At 74.1% G+C, this 16330-nt stretch carries 20 protein-coding genes; 5 read left to right on the plus strand and 15 right to left on the minus strand.

Annotated elements, in window-relative coordinates; all coding sequences use genetic code 11:
* Nucleotides 1-176 precede the first annotated feature (176 nt).
* From GL259_RS11475 to hisI, 5 genes are all read right to left on the minus strand, one after another.
* Nucleotides 177-605, minus strand: a complete 429-nt coding sequence (locus GL259_RS11475; RefSeq protein ID WP_159531758.1) for a DUF2752 domain-containing protein — start codon at nucleotides 603-605, stop codon at nucleotides 177-179.
* A 75-nt stretch (nucleotides 606-680) separates the two neighbouring features.
* Nucleotides 681-932 carry an HGxxPAAW family protein gene (locus GL259_RS11480; RefSeq protein WP_159531760.1) on the minus strand — a complete coding sequence of 84 codons (252 nt, stop codon included), beginning with the start codon at nucleotides 930-932 and terminating at the stop codon, nucleotides 681-683.
* A gap of 233 nt (nucleotides 933-1165) precedes the next feature.
* Nucleotides 1166-1807 (minus strand): TIGR02234 family membrane protein, encoded by a 642-nt coding sequence (locus GL259_RS11485; RefSeq protein ID WP_159531762.1) that lies wholly within the window; start codon nucleotides 1805-1807, stop codon nucleotides 1166-1168.
* A 41-nt stretch (nucleotides 1808-1848) separates the two neighbouring features.
* Complete coding sequence (locus GL259_RS11490; protein WP_159531764.1) at nucleotides 1849-3357, minus strand: anthranilate synthase component I; 1509 nt, start codon at nucleotides 3355-3357, stop codon at nucleotides 1849-1851.
* A gap of 11 nt (nucleotides 3358-3368) precedes the next feature.
* Nucleotides 3369-3797 carry a phosphoribosyl-AMP cyclohydrolase gene (gene hisI, locus GL259_RS11495; protein ID WP_159531766.1) on the minus strand — a complete coding sequence of 143 codons (429 nt, stop codon included), beginning with the start codon at nucleotides 3795-3797 and terminating at the stop codon, nucleotides 3369-3371.
* Between the two features lie 75 nt (nucleotides 3798-3872).
* On the opposite strand from hisI, the gene GL259_RS11500 reads away from it, so the two are divergent.
* The gene (locus GL259_RS11500; protein WP_159531768.1) at nucleotides 3873-4508 is read left to right on the plus strand and encodes a TIGR03085 family metal-binding protein; all 636 of its coding nucleotides are present in this window, start codon (nucleotides 3873-3875) and stop codon (nucleotides 4506-4508) included.
* A 21-nt stretch (nucleotides 4509-4529) separates the two neighbouring features.
* Here GL259_RS11500 and hisF read toward each other — a convergent pair whose 3' ends face one another.
* The 8 genes from hisF to hisD are packed head-to-tail and all read right to left on the minus strand — an operon-like array spanning nucleotide 4530 to nucleotide 10238.
* Nucleotides 4530-5285: an imidazole glycerol phosphate synthase subunit HisF gene (gene hisF, locus GL259_RS11505; RefSeq protein WP_159531770.1), complete on the minus strand. Its 756-nt coding sequence runs from the start codon at nucleotides 5283-5285 to the stop codon at nucleotides 4530-4532.
* Complete coding sequence (locus GL259_RS11510) at nucleotides 5282-5686, minus strand: Rid family hydrolase (RefSeq protein ID WP_159531772.1); 405 nt, start codon at nucleotides 5684-5686, stop codon at nucleotides 5282-5284. Before GL259_RS11510 ends, hisF begins: the two co-directional genes overlap by 4 nt.
* Nucleotides 5683-6408, minus strand: coding sequence for a bifunctional 1-(5-phosphoribosyl)-5-((5-phosphoribosylamino)methylideneamino)imidazole-4-carboxamide isomerase/phosphoribosylanthranilate isomerase PriA (priA, locus tag GL259_RS11515; protein WP_159531774.1), 726 nt, complete (start codon nucleotides 6406-6408; stop codon nucleotides 5683-5685). Before priA ends, GL259_RS11510 begins: the two co-directional genes overlap by 4 nt.
* A gap of 4 nt (nucleotides 6409-6412) precedes the next feature.
* On the minus strand, nucleotides 6413-7054 hold the full coding sequence (gene hisH, locus GL259_RS11520; protein ID WP_159531776.1) for an imidazole glycerol phosphate synthase subunit HisH: 642 nt from the start codon (nucleotides 7052-7054) through the stop codon (nucleotides 6413-6415).
* 4 nt (nucleotides 7055-7058) lie between these two features.
* Nucleotides 7059-7217 carry a hypothetical protein gene (locus GL259_RS37630; protein ID WP_166461472.1) on the minus strand — a complete coding sequence of 53 codons (159 nt, stop codon included), beginning with the start codon at nucleotides 7215-7217 and terminating at the stop codon, nucleotides 7059-7061.
* Between the two features lie 2 nt (nucleotides 7218-7219).
* Nucleotides 7220-7813: an imidazoleglycerol-phosphate dehydratase HisB gene (gene hisB / locus GL259_RS11525; protein ID WP_159531778.1), complete on the minus strand. Its 594-nt coding sequence runs from the start codon at nucleotides 7811-7813 to the stop codon at nucleotides 7220-7222.
* Nucleotides 7810-8916 (minus strand): histidinol-phosphate transaminase, encoded by a 1107-nt coding sequence (locus GL259_RS11530; protein WP_159531780.1) that lies wholly within the window; start codon nucleotides 8914-8916, stop codon nucleotides 7810-7812. Before GL259_RS11530 ends, hisB begins: the two co-directional genes overlap by 4 nt.
* Nucleotides 8913-10238: a histidinol dehydrogenase gene (hisD, locus tag GL259_RS11535; RefSeq protein ID WP_159531782.1), complete on the minus strand. Its 1326-nt coding sequence runs from the start codon at nucleotides 10236-10238 to the stop codon at nucleotides 8913-8915. The genes GL259_RS11530 and hisD overlap by 4 nt, the downstream gene beginning before the upstream one ends.
* Before the next feature lie 192 nt (nucleotides 10239-10430).
* Here hisD and GL259_RS11540 point away from each other — a divergent pair, with 192 nt between their 5' ends.
* The 4 genes from GL259_RS11540 (at nucleotide 10431) to ybaK (ending at nucleotide 14569) form a co-directional block, all read left to right on the plus strand.
* Nucleotides 10431-12008 (plus strand): oxidoreductase, encoded by a 1578-nt coding sequence (locus tag GL259_RS11540; RefSeq protein ID WP_159531784.1) that lies wholly within the window; start codon nucleotides 10431-10433, stop codon nucleotides 12006-12008.
* Between the two features lie 161 nt (nucleotides 12009-12169).
* Complete coding sequence (locus GL259_RS11545; protein ID WP_159531786.1) at nucleotides 12170-13240, plus strand: hypothetical protein; 1071 nt, start codon at nucleotides 12170-12172, stop codon at nucleotides 13238-13240.
* An 11-nt stretch (nucleotides 13241-13251) separates the two neighbouring features.
* A complete protein-coding gene (locus GL259_RS11550) occupies nucleotides 13252-13992 on the plus strand; it encodes an LON peptidase substrate-binding domain-containing protein (RefSeq protein ID WP_159531788.1) in 741 nt (246 codons plus the stop codon).
* Between the two features lie 28 nt (nucleotides 13993-14020).
* On the plus strand, nucleotides 14021-14569 hold the full coding sequence (ybaK, locus tag GL259_RS11555) for a Cys-tRNA(Pro) deacylase (protein WP_159531790.1): 549 nt from the start codon (nucleotides 14021-14023) through the stop codon (nucleotides 14567-14569).
* A 151-nt stretch (nucleotides 14570-14720) separates the two neighbouring features.
* Here the strand turns inward: ybaK and GL259_RS11560 are convergent, their stop codons facing one another.
* Nucleotides 14721-15437 carry an AAA family ATPase gene (locus GL259_RS11560; protein ID WP_159531792.1) on the minus strand — a complete coding sequence of 239 codons (717 nt, stop codon included), beginning with the start codon at nucleotides 15435-15437 and terminating at the stop codon, nucleotides 14721-14723.
* 34 nt (nucleotides 15438-15471) lie between these two features.
* The gene (locus GL259_RS11565; RefSeq protein ID WP_166461473.1) at nucleotides 15472-16293 is read right to left on the minus strand and encodes an ABC transporter permease; all 822 of its coding nucleotides are present in this window, start codon (nucleotides 16291-16293) and stop codon (nucleotides 15472-15474) included.
* Nucleotides 16294-16330 lie beyond the last annotated feature (37 nt).

The raw sequence follows: 16330 nt of genomic DNA on the forward strand, positions 1-16330 counted from the left end.
CGAGCGGCCCCCCTTCCGGACGGTTCGGTCTTCGATGCGTCGGCTTCCGCCACGGGCCCGCCCTCGCGGCCGGGCCGCCGGACGAAACCGGTGGTCACTGCGATGGTATCCGCAGCCGGGCGTATGCCTCGCATCCGGTTGACGCCGGTCCCACCACCTGGACGTTCATCCGCGGATCACGGGTGCAGCCAGCCACCGGACGGCAGGTTCCGGGCAACCGTGAAGACCAGCAGCAACGCCCCCAGGGACCACAGGAGCACCGGCGGCGGGTCGACCCGCAGCGGCTTCCCGCGTACCGCGCGGACCACCCATACGGTCCACAGCACGGCGAAGCCCGCGTAGCCGAGGACGGCCGGCGCGTTGGCCTGGAGGGCGGTGAGGAGGTCGCCGTGGACGACGGCGTGCGCGCTGCGCAGTCCGCCGCAGCCGGGGCAGTACAGGCCGGTGAGGCGCAGCAGCGGGCAGGCCGGGTAGTGGCCGGGCTCGTTGGGGTCCACGGTCCCGACGTAGGCGAGGGCTCCGGCGACGGCGGCGAGCACCCCGGCGGGGGCGGCCAGCCGGGCCGCCCTGCCGCGGGCCGCTCCGGGGACGTTCACACCGTGCATTGTGCCCCGGACGCGCGTCAGGGGCGGCCGCGGCACCACCGTGCCGGCCGCCCCTGCCGGGAGTGCTCCGCGGGCTCAGCCCTCGGCGCGGGCCGGCTCGCGGTCACCGGTGAGCTGGTGCACCGGGTGGTTGCTCTTCGGCTGGCCCATGCCCATCGTGCGCATGATGCCGCCGACGACACCGCCGAGGATCACGATGCCCATGCCCGCCCAGAAGCCGACGGGCTGGGCCATCACCATGAACGCGCCCGCGACGCAGAAACCGATGAAGGCGATGATGACACCGGTCCAGGCGGCCGGGGTGTGACCGTGGCTGCTGCCCGCCATTGCTTGCTCCTCGTTGCTGTGTGCGTGTCTGAGCAGGACGCTCACGCTCATTGTCCCGCACGCGCGCGTGCGCGGTGAGCGGGGGTGCTTCCCGGCGCGCTGACGGAGCGTCCGGCGGGGTCCGCCCCGGCCGGCCGGCTCGCGGGGCCCTGACGGTCCGCGCGGGGACGGCGGTCCGCGGCGCGGCGTCCCGGGCGTGCCGCCCCGGCTCCCCGGCAGCCGCCCGCGGGCGCTCAGGCGCCGGTCGGGTCCTCGCCGCGGTCGAGGGCCTTCCAGAGGTCCTCGGGGCGGTCGGGGTCCACGGCGGGGGCCTTGCGGCGCTCCCGCGGGGCGCCGTTGCGTTCGTAGCGGCCGGACATGGCGGGCCACAGCCGGCCGTAGCGCAGCGCGAGCAGCCCGGCCAGCAGGAGCAGCAGGCCGCCCACGGCCGCGGCGTAGGGCCACGCGGTGTGGGTGAGGGCCTCCACCGTGGCGGAGGTGTCGCCGGAGGCCTGTGCGGCCTTCTCGTCGAGCGCGGCGCTGTCCGAGGCTCCGGCCAGGGCCGCCGTGACGGTGCCCGCCCCGGTGAGGGTGAGCAGCGCGGCGACGGCGAGGCGTCCGGCACGGCGGACGGCGAAGACGGCGACCAGCGCGGCCAGGCCCACGACGGCCAGGGCGGCGGGGACGCCGGTGACGTCGCTGCCCTTGGCGGTCAGGGGGAAGGCGCCGCCGGCCACGGTCGCGGTGCCCTCCGACCACTGCTGCCGGCTGGCGAGCAGGGCCACGGCCGCGCCCAGGGCGCCGCACAGCAGGGCGGCGGCGAGGCTGAGGCGGCCGGCCCGGGCGGAGCCGGCGGCCTCGGTACGGGGGTGAGGTACGGCAGTCACGTACTCCACTATCGCCCGAACCCCGGGCGAACCGTCACCCGGGGTTCACCTCAGGGCTTTCCCAGCCGGTTCGCCGTGTGGACGGCGCGCAGCACCGCGGCCGCCTTGTTGCGGCACTCGGTGTCCTCGGCGACCGGGTCGGAGTCGGCGACGATTCCGGCGCCGGCCTGCACGTACGCGGTGCCCTCTCGCAGCAGCGCGGTGCGGATGGCGATGGCGGTGTCGGAGTCGCCGGCGAAGTCGAGGTAGCCGACGCAGCCGCCGTACAGTCCGCGCCGGGACGGCTCGAGTTCGTCGATGATCTGCATCGCGCGGGGCTTGGGCGCGCCGGAGAGCGTGCCGGCCGGGAAGCAGGCGGTGAGCACGTCGAAGGCGGTGCGGCCGGCCGCGACCCGGCCGGTGACCGTCGAGACGATGTGCATGACGTGCGAGTACCGCTCGATGGACATGAAGTCGACGACCTCGACCGAGCCGGGCTCGCAGACCCGCCCGAGGTCGTTGCGGCCCAGGTCGACGAGCATGAGGTGCTCGGCGCGCTCCTTGGGGTCGGCGAGCAGTTCGTCGGCGAGGGCCTGGTCCTCCTGCGGGGTGGCGCCGCGGTGCCGGGTGCCGGCGATGGGGTGGACCATGGCCCGCCCGTCCTCGACCTTCACCAGGGCCTCGGGCGAGGAGCCGACGACGTCGAAGGCCCCGCCGTCCTCGTGGGGGAAGCGGAACAGGTACATGTACGGCGAGGGGTTGGTGGCGCGCAGGACCCGGTAGACGTCCAGGGCGCTCGCCGTGCACGGGGTCTCGAACCGCTGGGAGGGGACGACCTGGAAGGCCTCGCCCGCGCGGATGCGTTCCTTGATGTCCTCCACGGCCCGCCGGAAGTCGGGGCCGCCCCACAGCGCGGTGTACTCGGGCAGCTCGGAGGGCGGCAGCACGGCCGGGGGCTGGGCCACCGCGCGGGTGAGGTCGGCCTCCATGGCGTCGAGGCGGGCCACCGCGTCGGCGTACGCCTCGTCCACGCCCGTCTCCAGGTCGTTGTGGTTGATCGCGTTGGCGATCAGCCAGACGGCGCCCTCCCAGTGGTCCATGACGGCCAGGTCGCTGGTGAGCAGCATGGTCAGCTCGGGCAGCCGCAGATCGTCCCGCTCGCCGGGGCCGATCTTCTCCAGACGGCGCACGATGTCGTAGCCGAGGTAGCCGACCATGCCGCCGGTGAAGGGCGGCAGGCCGAGGTCGTGGGCGAGGTCGCGCGGGGTGTGCAGGGCCTCGAGGGTGGCGCGCAGCGCGGCGAGCGGGTCGCCGTCCACGGGCACGCCGACGGGCGGGGTGCCCTGCCAGTGGGTCCGCCCGCCGCGCTCGGTGAGGGTGGCGGCGCTGCGCACGCCGACGAAGGAGTAACGGGACCAGGAGCGTCCGTTCTCCGCGGACTCGAGCAGGAAGGTGCCGGGGCGCTCGGCGGCGAGCTTGCGGTAGAGCGCGACCGGGGTGTCGCCGTCGGCGAGCAGCTTGCGGGTGACCGGGATGACCCGGCGGTCGGCGGCGAGCTTGCGGAACGTCTCGAGGTCCATGGCGCCAGACCTTACTGATCCGGGGTGGCCGTGCCGGAACCGGCGCCGCCGGCGGGAACGTCCACGGGGCCGTCCGCCAGCAGCACGTCGGCGTCGAAGCAGGTGCGGGCGCCGGTGTGGCAGGCGGCGCCGACCTGGTCGACCGTGACCAGCAGGGTGTCCGCGTCGCAGTCGAGGGCGACCGACTTGACCCACTGGAAGTGGCCGGAGGTGTCCCCCTTGACCCAGTACTCCCGCCGGCTGCGCGACCAGTAGGTGCAGCGGCCGGTGGTCAGCGTGCGGTGCAGCGCCTCGTCGTCCATCCAGCCCAGCATCAGCACCTCTTTGGTGTCGTACTGCTGGGCGATGGCGGGCAGGAGGCCGTCGGGGCTGCGCTTGAGGCGCGCGGCGATCTCCGGGTCGAGGCGGCCGGGCCGGGACGTGCTGGTCATGGGTGCCATTGTGCCGCGTCCCGCCCGCGGGCCGGGGGGAGCGTCCACTGGGCGGACCGGACGGGCGGCCGTACGCTGGCTGGCATGTCGACCCATGCCAAGCGTGAACGACTCCTCCTGGCCGATCTGCTGGAGACTACGGGGCCCGAGGCCCCCACCCTGTGCGAGGACTGGACGGCCCGGGACCTCGCCGCCCACGTGGTGGTGCGCGAGCGCCGCCCCGACGCCGCCGGCGGCATCCTGGTCAAGCAGCTGGCGCCGCGCCTGGAGCGGGTGATGGCGGAGTTCGCCGCGAAGCCGTACGAGGAGCTGATCCAGCTCATCCGCACCGGGCCGCCGCGCTTCTCGCCCTTCTCGCTCAAGCAGATCGACGAGATGTCGAACATCGTCGAGTTCTACGTCCACACGGAGGACGTCCGCCGGGCCCAGCCCGACTGGACCCCGCGCGAACTCGACCCGGTGTTCCAGGACGCCCTGTGGTCCCGGCTGGAGCGCACCGCCCGCCTGGTGGGCCGCGGCGTTCCGACGGGCCTGGTGCTGCGCCGCCCGAACGGCCAGACGGTGGTGGCCCACCGCGGCACCCCGGTGGTCACGGTGACCGGCGAGCCGTCGGAGCTGGTGCTGTTCGCCTACGGGCGGCAGAACGCGGCGAAGGTCGCGCTGGAGGGCGACGAGAACGCGATCGCGAAGCTGCAGGAGACCAGGCAGCTCGGCATCTGACCGGGGCGGCCGGGCCGGGGGTCAGCGCACCGGGTGCCCGGCCTCCCGCAGGGTGTCCTTGACCTGGCCGATGCGCAGGTCGCCGAAGTGGAAGACCGAGGCCGCGAGGACCGCGTCCGCGCCCGCCGCGACCGCGGGCGGGAAGTCGGCCGCCTTGCCGGCGCCGCCCGAGGCGATCACCGGGACGGTGACGTGCTTCCGGACGGCGGCGATCATCTCCAGGTCGTAGCCGTCCTTGGTGCCGTCGGCGTCCATGGAGTTGAGCAGGATCTCGCCGGCACCCAGCTCGGCGGCGCGGTGCGCCCACTCCACGGCGTCGATCCCGGTGCCGCGGCGGCCGCCGTGCGTGGTGACCTCGAAGGTTCCGGACTCCGTGCGGCGGGCGTCGACCGAGAGGACGAGGACCTGCCGGCCGAAGCGCTCGGCGATCTCGCGGATCAGGTCGGGGCGGGCGATGGCGGCGGTGTTCACGCCCACCTTGTCGGCGCCCGCCCGCAGCAGCCTGTCCACGTCCTCGGCGGTGCGCACGCCGCCGCCCACCGTCAGTGGGATGAACACCTGCTCGGCGGTGCGGCGCACCACGTCGTACGTCGTCTCGCGGTTGCCCGACGAGGCGGTGATGTCCAGGAACGTCAGCTCGTCGGCGCCCTCGGCGTCGTACACCTTGGCCATCTCGACGGGGTCGCCCGCGTCGCGCAGGTTCTGGAAGTTGACGCCCTTGACCACCCGGCCGTTGTCCACGTCCAGGCAGGGGATGACTCGGACCGCCAGGGTCATGAATCCACGGCTCCTCTGAATGCTTCGAGTTCCACTGAGACCAGTACGCGCGAGTCGACGAAGCCCTCGACCACCAGCAGGGTGGTGACCGGGCGCACCGCGTCGAACAGCTCCTTGTGGGCGCGTCCGGCCGCGTCGACGTCCCGTGCGTGGGCGAGGTGGACGCGCGTGCGGATCACGGACTCGACGCCGAGCCCGAACTCGCCGATCGCCTCCAGCGCGGTGGTGAAGGCGGCCTTGGCCTGCTCGTACGGGTCGCCCTCCCCGTGGAGCACGGTGCCCCGGAACGCGGTGGTGCCCGCCACCAGGACGCGGTCGCCCGCCGCCACGGCGCGCGCGAAACCGAAGGACTCCTCCCAGGGACTTCCGCTCTGCACGCGCCGTACGGCTCCGGATGTCATCGCGACACAGCCTCCAGGGCCTCTTCCAGCGTGAACGCCTTGGCGTACAGGGCCTTCCCGACGATGGCGCCCTCGACGCCGAGCGGCACGAGCCCCGCGAGGGCGCGCAGGTCGTCCAGCGAGGACACGCCGCCGGAGGCGACCACCGGGCGGTCGGTGGCGGCGCAGACGTTCTTCAGCAGCTCCAGGTTGGGGCCCTGGAGGGTGCCGTCCTTGGCGATGTCGGTGACGACGTAGCGGGCGCAGCCCTCCTTGTCGAGACGCTCCAGCGTCTCGTAGAGGTCGCCGCCGTCGCGGGTCCAGCCGCGGCCGCGCAGGGTGGTGCCGCGCACGTCGAGGCCGACGGCGATCTTGTCGCCGTGCTCGGCGATGACCCGGGCGACCCACTCGGGGGTCTCCAGGGCGGCCGTGCCGAGGTTGACGCGGGTGCAGCCGGTGGCGAGGGCCGCGGCGAGGGTGTCGTCGTCGCGGATGCCGCCGGACAGCTCGACCTTGATGTCCATCGCCCCGGCGACCTCGGCGATCAGCTCGCGGTTGTCGCCGGTGCCGAACGCGGCGTCCAGGTCGACCAGGTGCAGCCACTCGGCGCCCGAACGCTGCCAGGCGAGGGCGGCCTCGAGGGGGGAGCCGTACGACGTTTCCGTACCGGACTCGCCGTGCACCAGGCGGACGGCCTGGCCGTCGCGGACGTCGACGGCGGGGAGCAGTTCGAGCTTGGCCATGTCTCTACAGGGTTCCGATCCAGTTGGTGAGGAGCTGGGCACCGGCGTCGCCGGACTTCTCGGGGTGGAACTGGGTGGCCCACAGGGCGCCGTTCTCCACGGCCGCCACGAACGGCCTGCCGTGCGTGGACCAGGTGACCAGCGGGGCGCGCATCGCCGGGTTCGCGGTCTCCAGGGTCCAGTCGTGGACCGCGTAGGAGTGCACGAAGTAGAAGCGGGCGTCCGCGTCGAGGCCGGCGAACAGCTCGGAGCCGGCCGGTGCTTCCACGGTGTTCCAGCCCATGTGGGGCACGACGTCGGCCTGCAGCGGCTCCACCGAGCCGGGCCACTCGTCGAGGCCCTCGGTCTCCACGCCGTGCTCGACGCCGCGCGCGAACAGGATCTGCATGCCGACGCAGATGCCCATCACCGGGCGGCCGCCGGCCAGCCGGCGGTCGACGATCCAGTCGCCGCGCGCCTCCTTCAGGCCCTTCATGCAGGCGGCGAAGGCGCCGACGCCGGGCACCAGCAGGCCGTCGGCGTTCATGGCCCGGTCGAAGTCACCGGTGATCTCGACGTCGGCCCCCGCGCGGGCGAGGGCACGCTCGGCGGAGCGGACGTTGCCGAAGCCGTAGTCGAAGACCACGACCTTCTTGGCGGTGCTCACGGGGTCACACCTCCAGCCTCAGGACGCCCGCGCCGAGGCACAGCGCGGCGCCGATCGAGAGGAGCACGATCAGGCTCGTGGGCATCTTCTGCTTGACGAAGGAGATGATCCCGCCGATGAAGAACAGGCCGACGACGATCAGGACGGTGGACAGGCCGTTCATGCCTACAGCGCCCCCTTCGTGGAGGGCAGGATGCCCGCCGCGCGCGGGTCGCGCTCGGAGGCGTAGCGCAGGGCCCGGGCGAGCGCCTTGAACTGGCACTCCACGATGTGGTGCGCGTTGCGCCCGTAGGGCACGTGCACGTGCAGCGCGATCTGGGCCTGGGCGACGAAGGACTCCAGGATGTGCCGGGTCATCGTCACGTCGTACTCGCCGATCATCGGCGCCATGTTCTCGGGCTCGGTGTGCACGAGGTAGGGGCGGCCGGACAGGTCGACGGTGACCTGGGCGAGGGACTCGTCCAGCGGGACCGTGCAGTTGCCGAAGCGGTAGATGCCCACCTTGTCGCCGAGCGCCTGCTTGAAGGCGGCGCCGAGCGCGAGGGCGGTGTCCTCGATGGTGTGGTGGGAGTCGATGTGCAGGTCGCCCTCGGTCTTCACGGTCAGGTCGAACAGACCGTGCCGGCCGAGCTGGTCGAGCATGTGGTCGTAGAAGCCGACCCCGGTGGAGATCTCGGTCCTCCCGGTGCCGTCGAGGTCGATCTCGACGAGGACGGACGTCTCCTTGGTGGTGCGTTCCACGCGTCCTGTGCGGCTCATGAACTCTGCTCCTTCTTCAACTCACGTACCGCGTCGAGGAACGCGTCGTTCTCTTCGGGGGTCCCGGCGGTCACCCGCAGCCATCCGGGCACGCCGTTGTCCCGGACCAGGACGCCCCGGTCGAGGATCTCCCGCCAGGCGGCGTGGGCGTCCTCGAACCTGCCGAACTGGACGAAGTTGGCGTCGGACTCGGTGACCTCGTAGCCGATGGCGCGCAGTTCGGCGACCAGCCGGTCCCGTTCGGCCTTGAGCTGCTCGACGTAGCCGAGCAGGGCGTCGGTGTGCTCCAGGGCGGCCAGCGCGGTCGCCTGGGTGACGGCCGAGAGGTGGTACGGCAGCCGGACGAGCTGCACGGCGTCCACGACCGCGGGGTGCGCGGCGAGGTAGCCGAGGCGCAGTCCGGCCGCGCCGAACGCCTTCGACATGGTGCGGGAGACGACCAGGTGGGGCCGTCCGTCGAGCAGCCGGAGCAGCGAGTCGCCGTGGCTGAACTCGACGTACGCCTCGTCCACGACCACCATCGACGGCCCGGCCGCCTGGGCGGCCTCGTACAGGGCGAGGACCGTCTCGGGCGGGACCGCGTTGCCGGTGGGGTTGTTGGGGGTGGTGATGAAGACGACGTCCGGGCGGTGCTCGGCGATCGCCTCCTTCGCGGCGGCGACGTCGATGGTGAAGTCGTCGCCGCGGGGGCCGGAGATCCAGCCGGTGCCGGTGCCGCGCGCGATGAGTCCGTGCATCGAGTACGACGGCTCGAAGCCGATCGCGGTGCGGCCGGGTCCGCCGAAGGTCTGCAGCAGCTGCTGGATGACCTCGTTGGAGCCGTTGGCGGCCCACACGTTCTCCGGGCCGACCGGGTGGCCGGCCGTCTTCGTCAGGTACTCGGCCAGCCTGGTGCGCAGCTCCACCGCGTCCCGGTCGGGGTAGCGGTTGAGGTGCCGGGCGGCTTCCCGGACCCGCTCGGTGATCCGCTCGACCAGCGGCTCGGGCAGCGGGTAGGGGTTCTCGTTGGTGTTCAGCCGTACGGGGACGTCCAGCTGGGGCGCGCCGTAGGGGGACTTGCCGCGCAGCTCGTCCCGTACGGGGAGATCGTCGATGCCGGTCACTTGCTCTCGGGTACCTTCCAGCCGAACCTCGCCTTGATCGCCGCGCCGTGCGCGGGCAGGTCCTCCGCCTCCGCCAGCGTCACCACGTGGTGCGCGACCTCGGCCAGCGCGTCCTCGGTGTAGTCGACGATGTGGATGCCGCGCAGGAAGGACTGGACGGACAGGCCCGAGGAGTGGCAGGCGCAGCCGCCGGTGGGCAGGACGTGGTTGGAGCCGGCCGCGTAGTCGCCCAGCGAGACCGGGGCCCAGGGGCCGACGAAGACCGCGCCGGCGTTGCGCACCCGGTCGGCGACCGCGGCGGCGTCGGCGGTCTGGATCTCCAGGTGCTCGGCGCCGTAGGCGTCGACGACCCGCAGGCCCTCGTCGAGGCCGTCGACCAGGACGATGGCGGACTGCCGGCCGGAGAGCGCCGGGACGATCCGGTCGTCCACGTGCTTGCTGGCCTCGACCTGCGGCCGGAGCTCCTTCTCGACCGCGTCCGCGAGGTCGGCGGAGTCGGTGACCAGGACGGCGGCGGCCAGCGGGTCGTGCTCGGCCTGGCTGATCAGGTCGGAGGCGACGTGCACCGGGTCGGCCGTGGAGTCCGCGAGGATCGCGATCTCGGTCGGGCCGGCCTCGGCGTCGATGCCGATGCGGCCGGTGAAGTAGCGCTTGGCGGCGGCGACCCAGATGTTGCCGGGGCCGGTGACCATGTTCGCGGGCGGGCAGGACTCGGTGCCGTAGGCGAACATCGCCACGGCGGTGGCGCCGCCGGCCGCGTAGACCTCGTCGACGCCGAGCAGGGCGCACGCGGCGAGGACGGTCGGGTGCGGCAGCCCGCCGAACTCGGCCTGGGCCGGGGAGGCGAGCGCGACCGACGGGACGCCGGCCTCCTGGGCGGGCACGGCGTTCATGATCACGGAGGACGGGTACACGGACCGTCCGCCCGGCGCGTACAGGCCGACGCGGTCGACCGGCACCCACTTCTCGGTGACCGTGCCGCCGGGCACGACCTGGGTGGTGTGCGTGGTGCGGCGCTGCTCGCGGTGGACGAGCCGGGCGCGCCGGATGGACTCCTCCAGGGCGGCGCGCACGGCCGGGTCCAGCCCCTCCAGGGCGTCGGTGAGCGCCCGTGCCGGGACCCGGACGGATTCCAGACGCACGCCGTCGAACCGCTCGGCGAAGTCGATCAGCGCCGCGTCGCCGCGATGATGCACGTCCTCGCAGATCGGACGCACCTTCTCCAGGGCGGCCGCGACGTCGAAGTCGGCTCGGGGCAGCAGGTCGCGCAGGGCGGGGCCCTCGGGAAGGGCGTCGCCGCGCAGATCGATTCGGGAGATCACGTGCTCAATTCTCTCAGACCCGCGCGGTAGGACGTCCGTCCGTTCCAATGGCTGATACGGAACCCCCCGGTGACAGTGCGCACACACCCCGGAGATCTTTTTCACTTTCCGTGTTCAACCTCTCACGGAACCGGGCATGAACGGTTGTACGAAGGGACGAACCGACGAGTACCAGGGAGGGAGGGGGAAGCCGTGACCGACGGGGCGGGACCGCGCGCCGGGGACGTGCCGGAGGACCTGACCGCCGTGGAGGCCGGGATGTGGCAGGCCTTCCGCAACGGCAGCGTGTACGACCTGAGCAGCGGGGACGCGGTCGTCGACGATCCGCACGGAGGGCACCCGTGGGGCCCCGAGCGGACGGTCCGGGCCCGCGTCGTGTGCTGGCTCCTGCTGGACGGACCGCCCGCCCTGGCCGGCCGGGTGTCCTCGCTGAAGCTGGTCGGGGTGCGGATCAGCGGCGCCCTGGACCTGGCGGGCGGCACGGTCGTGCCGTACGTGGAGATGCGGGACTGCCGCTTCGAGCGGGACGTGCTGCTGCCGGAGGCCCGCTTCACGACCGTGCGGATGGTGGACTGCTCGATACCGCGCCTGGAGGCGGCCCGGCTGCACACCGAGGGCGACCTGCACCTGCCGCGCTGCCGGTTCCCGGGCGGTGTGCGGCTCACCGACGCCCGGATCGGCACGGACCTGCTGCTCAACCAGGCGATCGTGCACCGGGACCGCAGCGGCCGCTCGATCGCCGGGGACGGCCTGACGGTCGGACAGGACCTCCAGGCCGAGATGCTGGAGTCGCACGGCGAGCTGAGCCTGCGCAGCGCGACGATAGGCGTCTCGCTCAGCCTGCGCGGCGCCCGGCTGGCCAACCCGTACACCCGGCTCGCGCTGAACGCCCCCCAGCTGACCGTGGAGCGTTCGCTGTACCTGACCCCGGCGGGCGTCGGCGCCCAGGCGCGGAGCGGGATGACCCCGGCCCGCGGGACGCGGATCCAGCGGTTCGAGTGCCAGGGCGGGGTGCGGCTGGACGACGGGCGGTTCGGGGACGCGGTCGACTTCGAGGGGGCCAGGTTCACCTTCACCGACGACCAGGAACTGTCGCTGCGCCGGGTGCAGACGCCGGAGCTGCGCTTCCTCGGGGAGCGGCCGGCGCGCGGCAGGGTGGTGCTGTCGGGGGCGCGGGTGGTCAACCTGATGGACCGGGCGGACAGCTGGCCGGGACCGGGCCGGCTGCACATGGGCGGCTTCGCCTACGAGAACCTGGTGCCGCGCGGCCCGTTCCCGCTGTCGCTCCGGCTGCGGTGGGTGGACGCGGCGAGCGCCGAGTACAACCCGGAGCCGTACGAGCGGCTGGCCGCCGTGCTGCGGGCGGGCGGGGAGGACGAGGACGCCCGCGAGGTGCTGCTCGCCAAGCAGCGCCGCCGCCGGGAGAGCCTGCCGCTCGCGGCCAAGCTGTGGGGCTACGCGCAGGACTGGACGGTCGCCTACGGGTACCGGCCGGGCCGGGCCGCGGTGTGGATGGCGGTGCTGTGGGCGGGCGGTTCGCTGGCCTTCGCGCACGGACACCCCCCGCCCCTGAAGAGCGGCGAGCATCCCGCGTGGAACGCGCCCCTGTTCGCCCTGGACCTGCTGCTGCCGGTGATCGACCTGGGGCAGGTGGGCTTCTGGCAGCTGCGCGGCGGCTGGCAGTGGCTGGCGACCGCGTTCATCCTGCTGGGCTGGATCCTGGCGACGACGGTGGCGGCGGGGGCGACGCGGACGCTGCGGCGCACCTGAGGGGCGGGCGGCGCCGTGCGCGGCGGCCGGGCCCCGGGTGCTCCGTGCGCGTCGCGCACGGCGAGGGAGCGTCGGCTTTTTACCGGGTCTTGACCGGTTCGCGTACAACCTTCGGCGACTTCAGCGTGGCCCCTGGCGCGGCTGCGACCTGCGGTCTTTCAATGGTCGACACCATGGCTCTGCTGCACGGATTCACCCGTACGTCCCGGGCACGCGGCAGGACGGGTGCCGCCCCCGTCGCCGTCGTGCTGCCCGCCGACGACGACGTGCTCCTCGACGCACCCGACGACGTGCTGGGTCCCGCGCTGGTCGCGGCCGCGATCGGCGATCACGCGCCCGCCGCCGGCCTGCTCGCCGCCACCCGGCGCCGGGGCACCTGGGAGGACCGCGACCGCTATGTGCGGCGGCTGGCCGCCTTCGCCCGCTCGCGCCCCGAGTGGCTGGACACCTGGCGCGCCCTCGACCCGTACGACCCCGACGGGCTGCTGGTGGAGGCCCAGCGGGCGGTGGACCGCGCCTGGGGCTCACCGGCCAGGGCCGAGCTGCTGCGTGAGGTGAGCCCGCTGATCACCGCCGCCGCGAAGGGGGACGACCGCGATCCGGTGCCCTGGCGGCTCGCCCTGGACCACGCCCGCGGCGCGCGCGCCGGGCACCGGTACTTCCAGGAGCTGTGGGAGGCCGCGGTCCGCCGCGCCCCGCACCACTACGGCTGCCACGTGGCGGCCCTGCGCTACCTGTCGTCCTCCTGGCGCGGTGCGCACCGCGAGTGCTTCGACTTCGCGGACCTGGCCGCCCAGGACGCGCCGGACGGCTCGTTCACGCAGGCGCTGCCGCTGCGGGCGGCGTTCGGCTGTCTGACCGACGGCGGCGGCACCGGGGTGCCGCGCGAGCGGCTCGAGGCGGCGGCCGACCGCGCCGCCGCCCTGTCCGGCCGGCTGCCGGCGGGCCACTCCCGGCCGGCCGAACTGCGCAATCTGCTGACCTACGTCCTGGTCCGCCTCGAGCGCTGGCCGGACGCCCTGGAACAGCTGCGCCTGACCGGCCCGTACGCCACGTCCTTCCCCTGGGACCGGGACGCGGACGATCCGCTCGGGCGGTTCCTGGAGGTGCGTCAGGACGTGCGCGCGGCGGTCGCGTCCGGCTCCTCCGGAGCGGGCGCCGCTCCCTCCGCCGCGGGCTTCGGCCCCCCGCGGAGCGGACGGGGCGGACGGGCCCGCTTCGGCGACCATTAGGCTTTTGCGTCGTGACCACCGTCCGGCTCCCGCTCTTCCCCCTGAACACGGTGCTGTTCCCGGGGCTCGTGCTCCCGCTCAACGTCTTCGAGGAGCGCTACCGCGCCATGATGCGCGAGCTGCTGAAGACCTCGGAGGACGAGCCGCGCCGGTTCGCCGTCGTGGCGATCCGCGACGGCCACGAGGTCGCGCCGAGCGCCCCCGGCCTGCCCGACCCGACCGCGGTGCCCGAGAGGGGGCCTGCGGCCGGCTTCGGCACCGACCCGCTCCGGGCCTTCCACAAGGTGGGCTGTGTGGCCGACGCGGCGACGATCCGGGAGCGGGCCGACGGCACCTTCGAGGTGCTGGCGACCGGCACGACCCGGGTGCGGCTGCTGTCGGTCGACGCCTCCGGGCCGTATCTGACGGCCGAACTGGAGACGGTGGCCGAGGAGCCCGGCGACGAGGCGGGGACGCTGGCGGAGGGGGTGCTGCGGGCGTTCCGCCAGTACCAGAAGCGGCTGGCGGGGGCCCGGGAGCGGTCGCTGGCGACCGGCGCGGACCTGCCGGACGAGCCGGGCGTCGTCTCCTACCTGGTCGCCGCCGCGATGGTGCTGGACACGCCGACGAAGCAGCGTCTGCTCCAGGCGCCGGACACGGCGTCCCGGCTGCGCGACGAGCTGAAACTCCTTCGCGCGGAGACGGCCGTCATCCGTAGCCTGCCGTCGTTGCCGGCCGCGGATCTCACGCGCGGGCCGACGAGTCTCAACTGACGCACGACTGTCTGGAGTGCAGACCGCGATGGCGAAGAAGTCCGGGAAGCAGCAGGGAGCGGGGGCGCGCGAAGCGCGTCCGAACAAGGGCGGTGGCGGAGGCCGGGCGGGCACGCCCGCGACGGTGGCCCTCACCGCGGCCGGGGTGCCGTTCACGGTCCACTCCTACGACCACGACCCCTCCCACCCGTCCTACGGCGAGGAGGCGGCCGAGGCGATGGGCGTCGCGCCGGACCGCGTCTTCAAGACGCTGGTGGCGGACGTCGACGGCGCGCTGACGGTGGCGGTGGTCCCGGTGGCCGGCCAGCTGGACCTGAAGGCGCTCGCGGCGGCGGTCGGCGGCAAGCGGGCCGCGATGGCCGACCCCGCGCTGGCGGAACGCACCACGGGCTACGTCCGCGGCGGCATCTCGCCCCTGGGCCAGCGCAGGAGACTGCCGACGGTCCTGGACGAGTCGGCCGCCCGGCACGACACGATCTGCGTCTCGGCCGGCCGCCGCGGCCTGGAGGTCGAGCTCTCCCCCGGCGACCTGGCCGGGCTGACGTCGGCGACCCTGGCCCCCATCGGGCGTGCGTGACCCCTCGGCGCGTCCTTCCCCGGCCCGCGGGGAAGGACGCGCCGATGAGGACCCTCGGACGCGGACGGCGCGCGCGGAAGGCCCGGGCGGACCACGGACGGCGCCGGGCGCGGACCGCCGGACCGGCCCCGGGCCGTTCCGGCGGAAGGTCTCAGGAGCCCGCCGCCCCGTACGGCCCCTGCGGGACGTGCGGGTCCAGCGGCGGGAAGTGGTCCGGGTCGCGGGGACCGAACAGGGCGGTCAGCCCCAGGTGCAGGACCAGCGCCGCGAACGGCCACGCCAGCAGCGCGCCCTTGGCGCTCAGCTTCAGCGGCGCGTCGAAGGTGACTCCCTTGCCCGCGCTTCTCGCCTGGGCCATCACGTCCTGCGCGGGACCGAGCCACACGCCGGTCCGCCAGGCCAGCAGTGAGCCGAGCAGTCCCCCGACCGCCAGCGCCACCACCAGCGGCACACCGCCGTGCCGCCTCATGAGGAACACGGCGAGCGCGCTCACCGCGCCGAAGCCCAGCGCCAGGAGGGAGAACGTTCCGTCCACCCCGACGGCCTGCTCGCCCTCGCTGTCCTTCAGGTAGACGACCCAGCTGTCGTCCACCACGTCGCCCACGAGCGGCACGCGCGGCGCCAGCCACCACCACAGCACCCCGAGGAGCACCCCGCCGAGCGCCACCGCCACCGCGGTCACGGCGGCCTCCCGCACTTCCTTCTTCATCGCAGGGCCGTCCTGTCCGTACCAGCCGTGCCCCTCGCCGTGCCCCGCGGGTCCGGTCTTCCGGAACGCGGCGTCCGCGTGCCCGGCGGACGGCGGCTGCCACGCGTCGTGCGGGGAGTGTTCGTGCGGAGGCGGCGGTGGTGTCAGAGGTGCGCTCACCCTGACATCGTGCCAGGCCCGGCCGTGCGGCGCGTCACCGGACGGCGGCCCTGCGGTACGCCCAGGTCGCCACGGCCAGCGAGATCACGCCGACGCCCCCGCACACGGCGAGGTCACCGAGCACCCGGGCCCAGTCGGGGTGCGGGCCGAAGGTCCGCGCGAACGCCTCGACGCCGTACGTCGACGGCAGCAGGTCCCGCGCCAGGCGCACCGCCTCCGGCATCCGCTCCGCCGGCAGCACGCCCAGCAGCAGCGCCGCCGACATGCCCAGCTGGCCGAGCAGCGTGGCCAGCTCCGGCCGCGGCGCGAGCAGGCCCAGCGCCGCTCCCAGCCCGGCGAGCGCGGCCCCGGCGAGCGGGATCACGGCGGCGAGCACCCACAGGTGTGTCAGCGGCAGCCCGAACAGGACGCATCCGAAGACGGCGGTCACGACGGTCCCCGGCACGGTGAAGGACGCGTACGCGCCGGCCGCGCCCAGCACCACCGCCGCCGGCGGCACGGGCAGGGTGGCGTAGTGGTCGAGCCCGCCGCTGGCCCGCAGCTGCCCGAAGTACTGCGCGAGGAGGTTCAGCGCGACGAAGGCGACGACCAGGACCGACGAGCCGGCGACCACGGCCTGCGCCTCGCCGCCGCCGTCCACGACCCCGCGCATCAGGATCATGATCCCGACCGACTGGAAGGTCGCCACGAACAGCAGGGGGATCCGCGCCACCCGCGCCCGGGACAGCTGCGCCCGGTAGACGGCCGCCAGCGACGGCCACAGCCGCGCCCGGGGGCCGAGCCCGGCCGGTTCCGGTGCGGCCTCCTCCACGGCCAGGACGCCGCCCGGCAGGACATCGGCGGGTACGACACTCACGTCGTGCTGCTCCCCTTCGCTCGGAGGTCCGCTCGGA

Source organism: Streptomyces sp. Tu 3180 (assembly GCF_009852415.1).
In the GTDB taxonomy this organism is placed as follows: domain Bacteria; phylum Actinomycetota; class Actinomycetes; order Streptomycetales; family Streptomycetaceae; genus Streptomyces.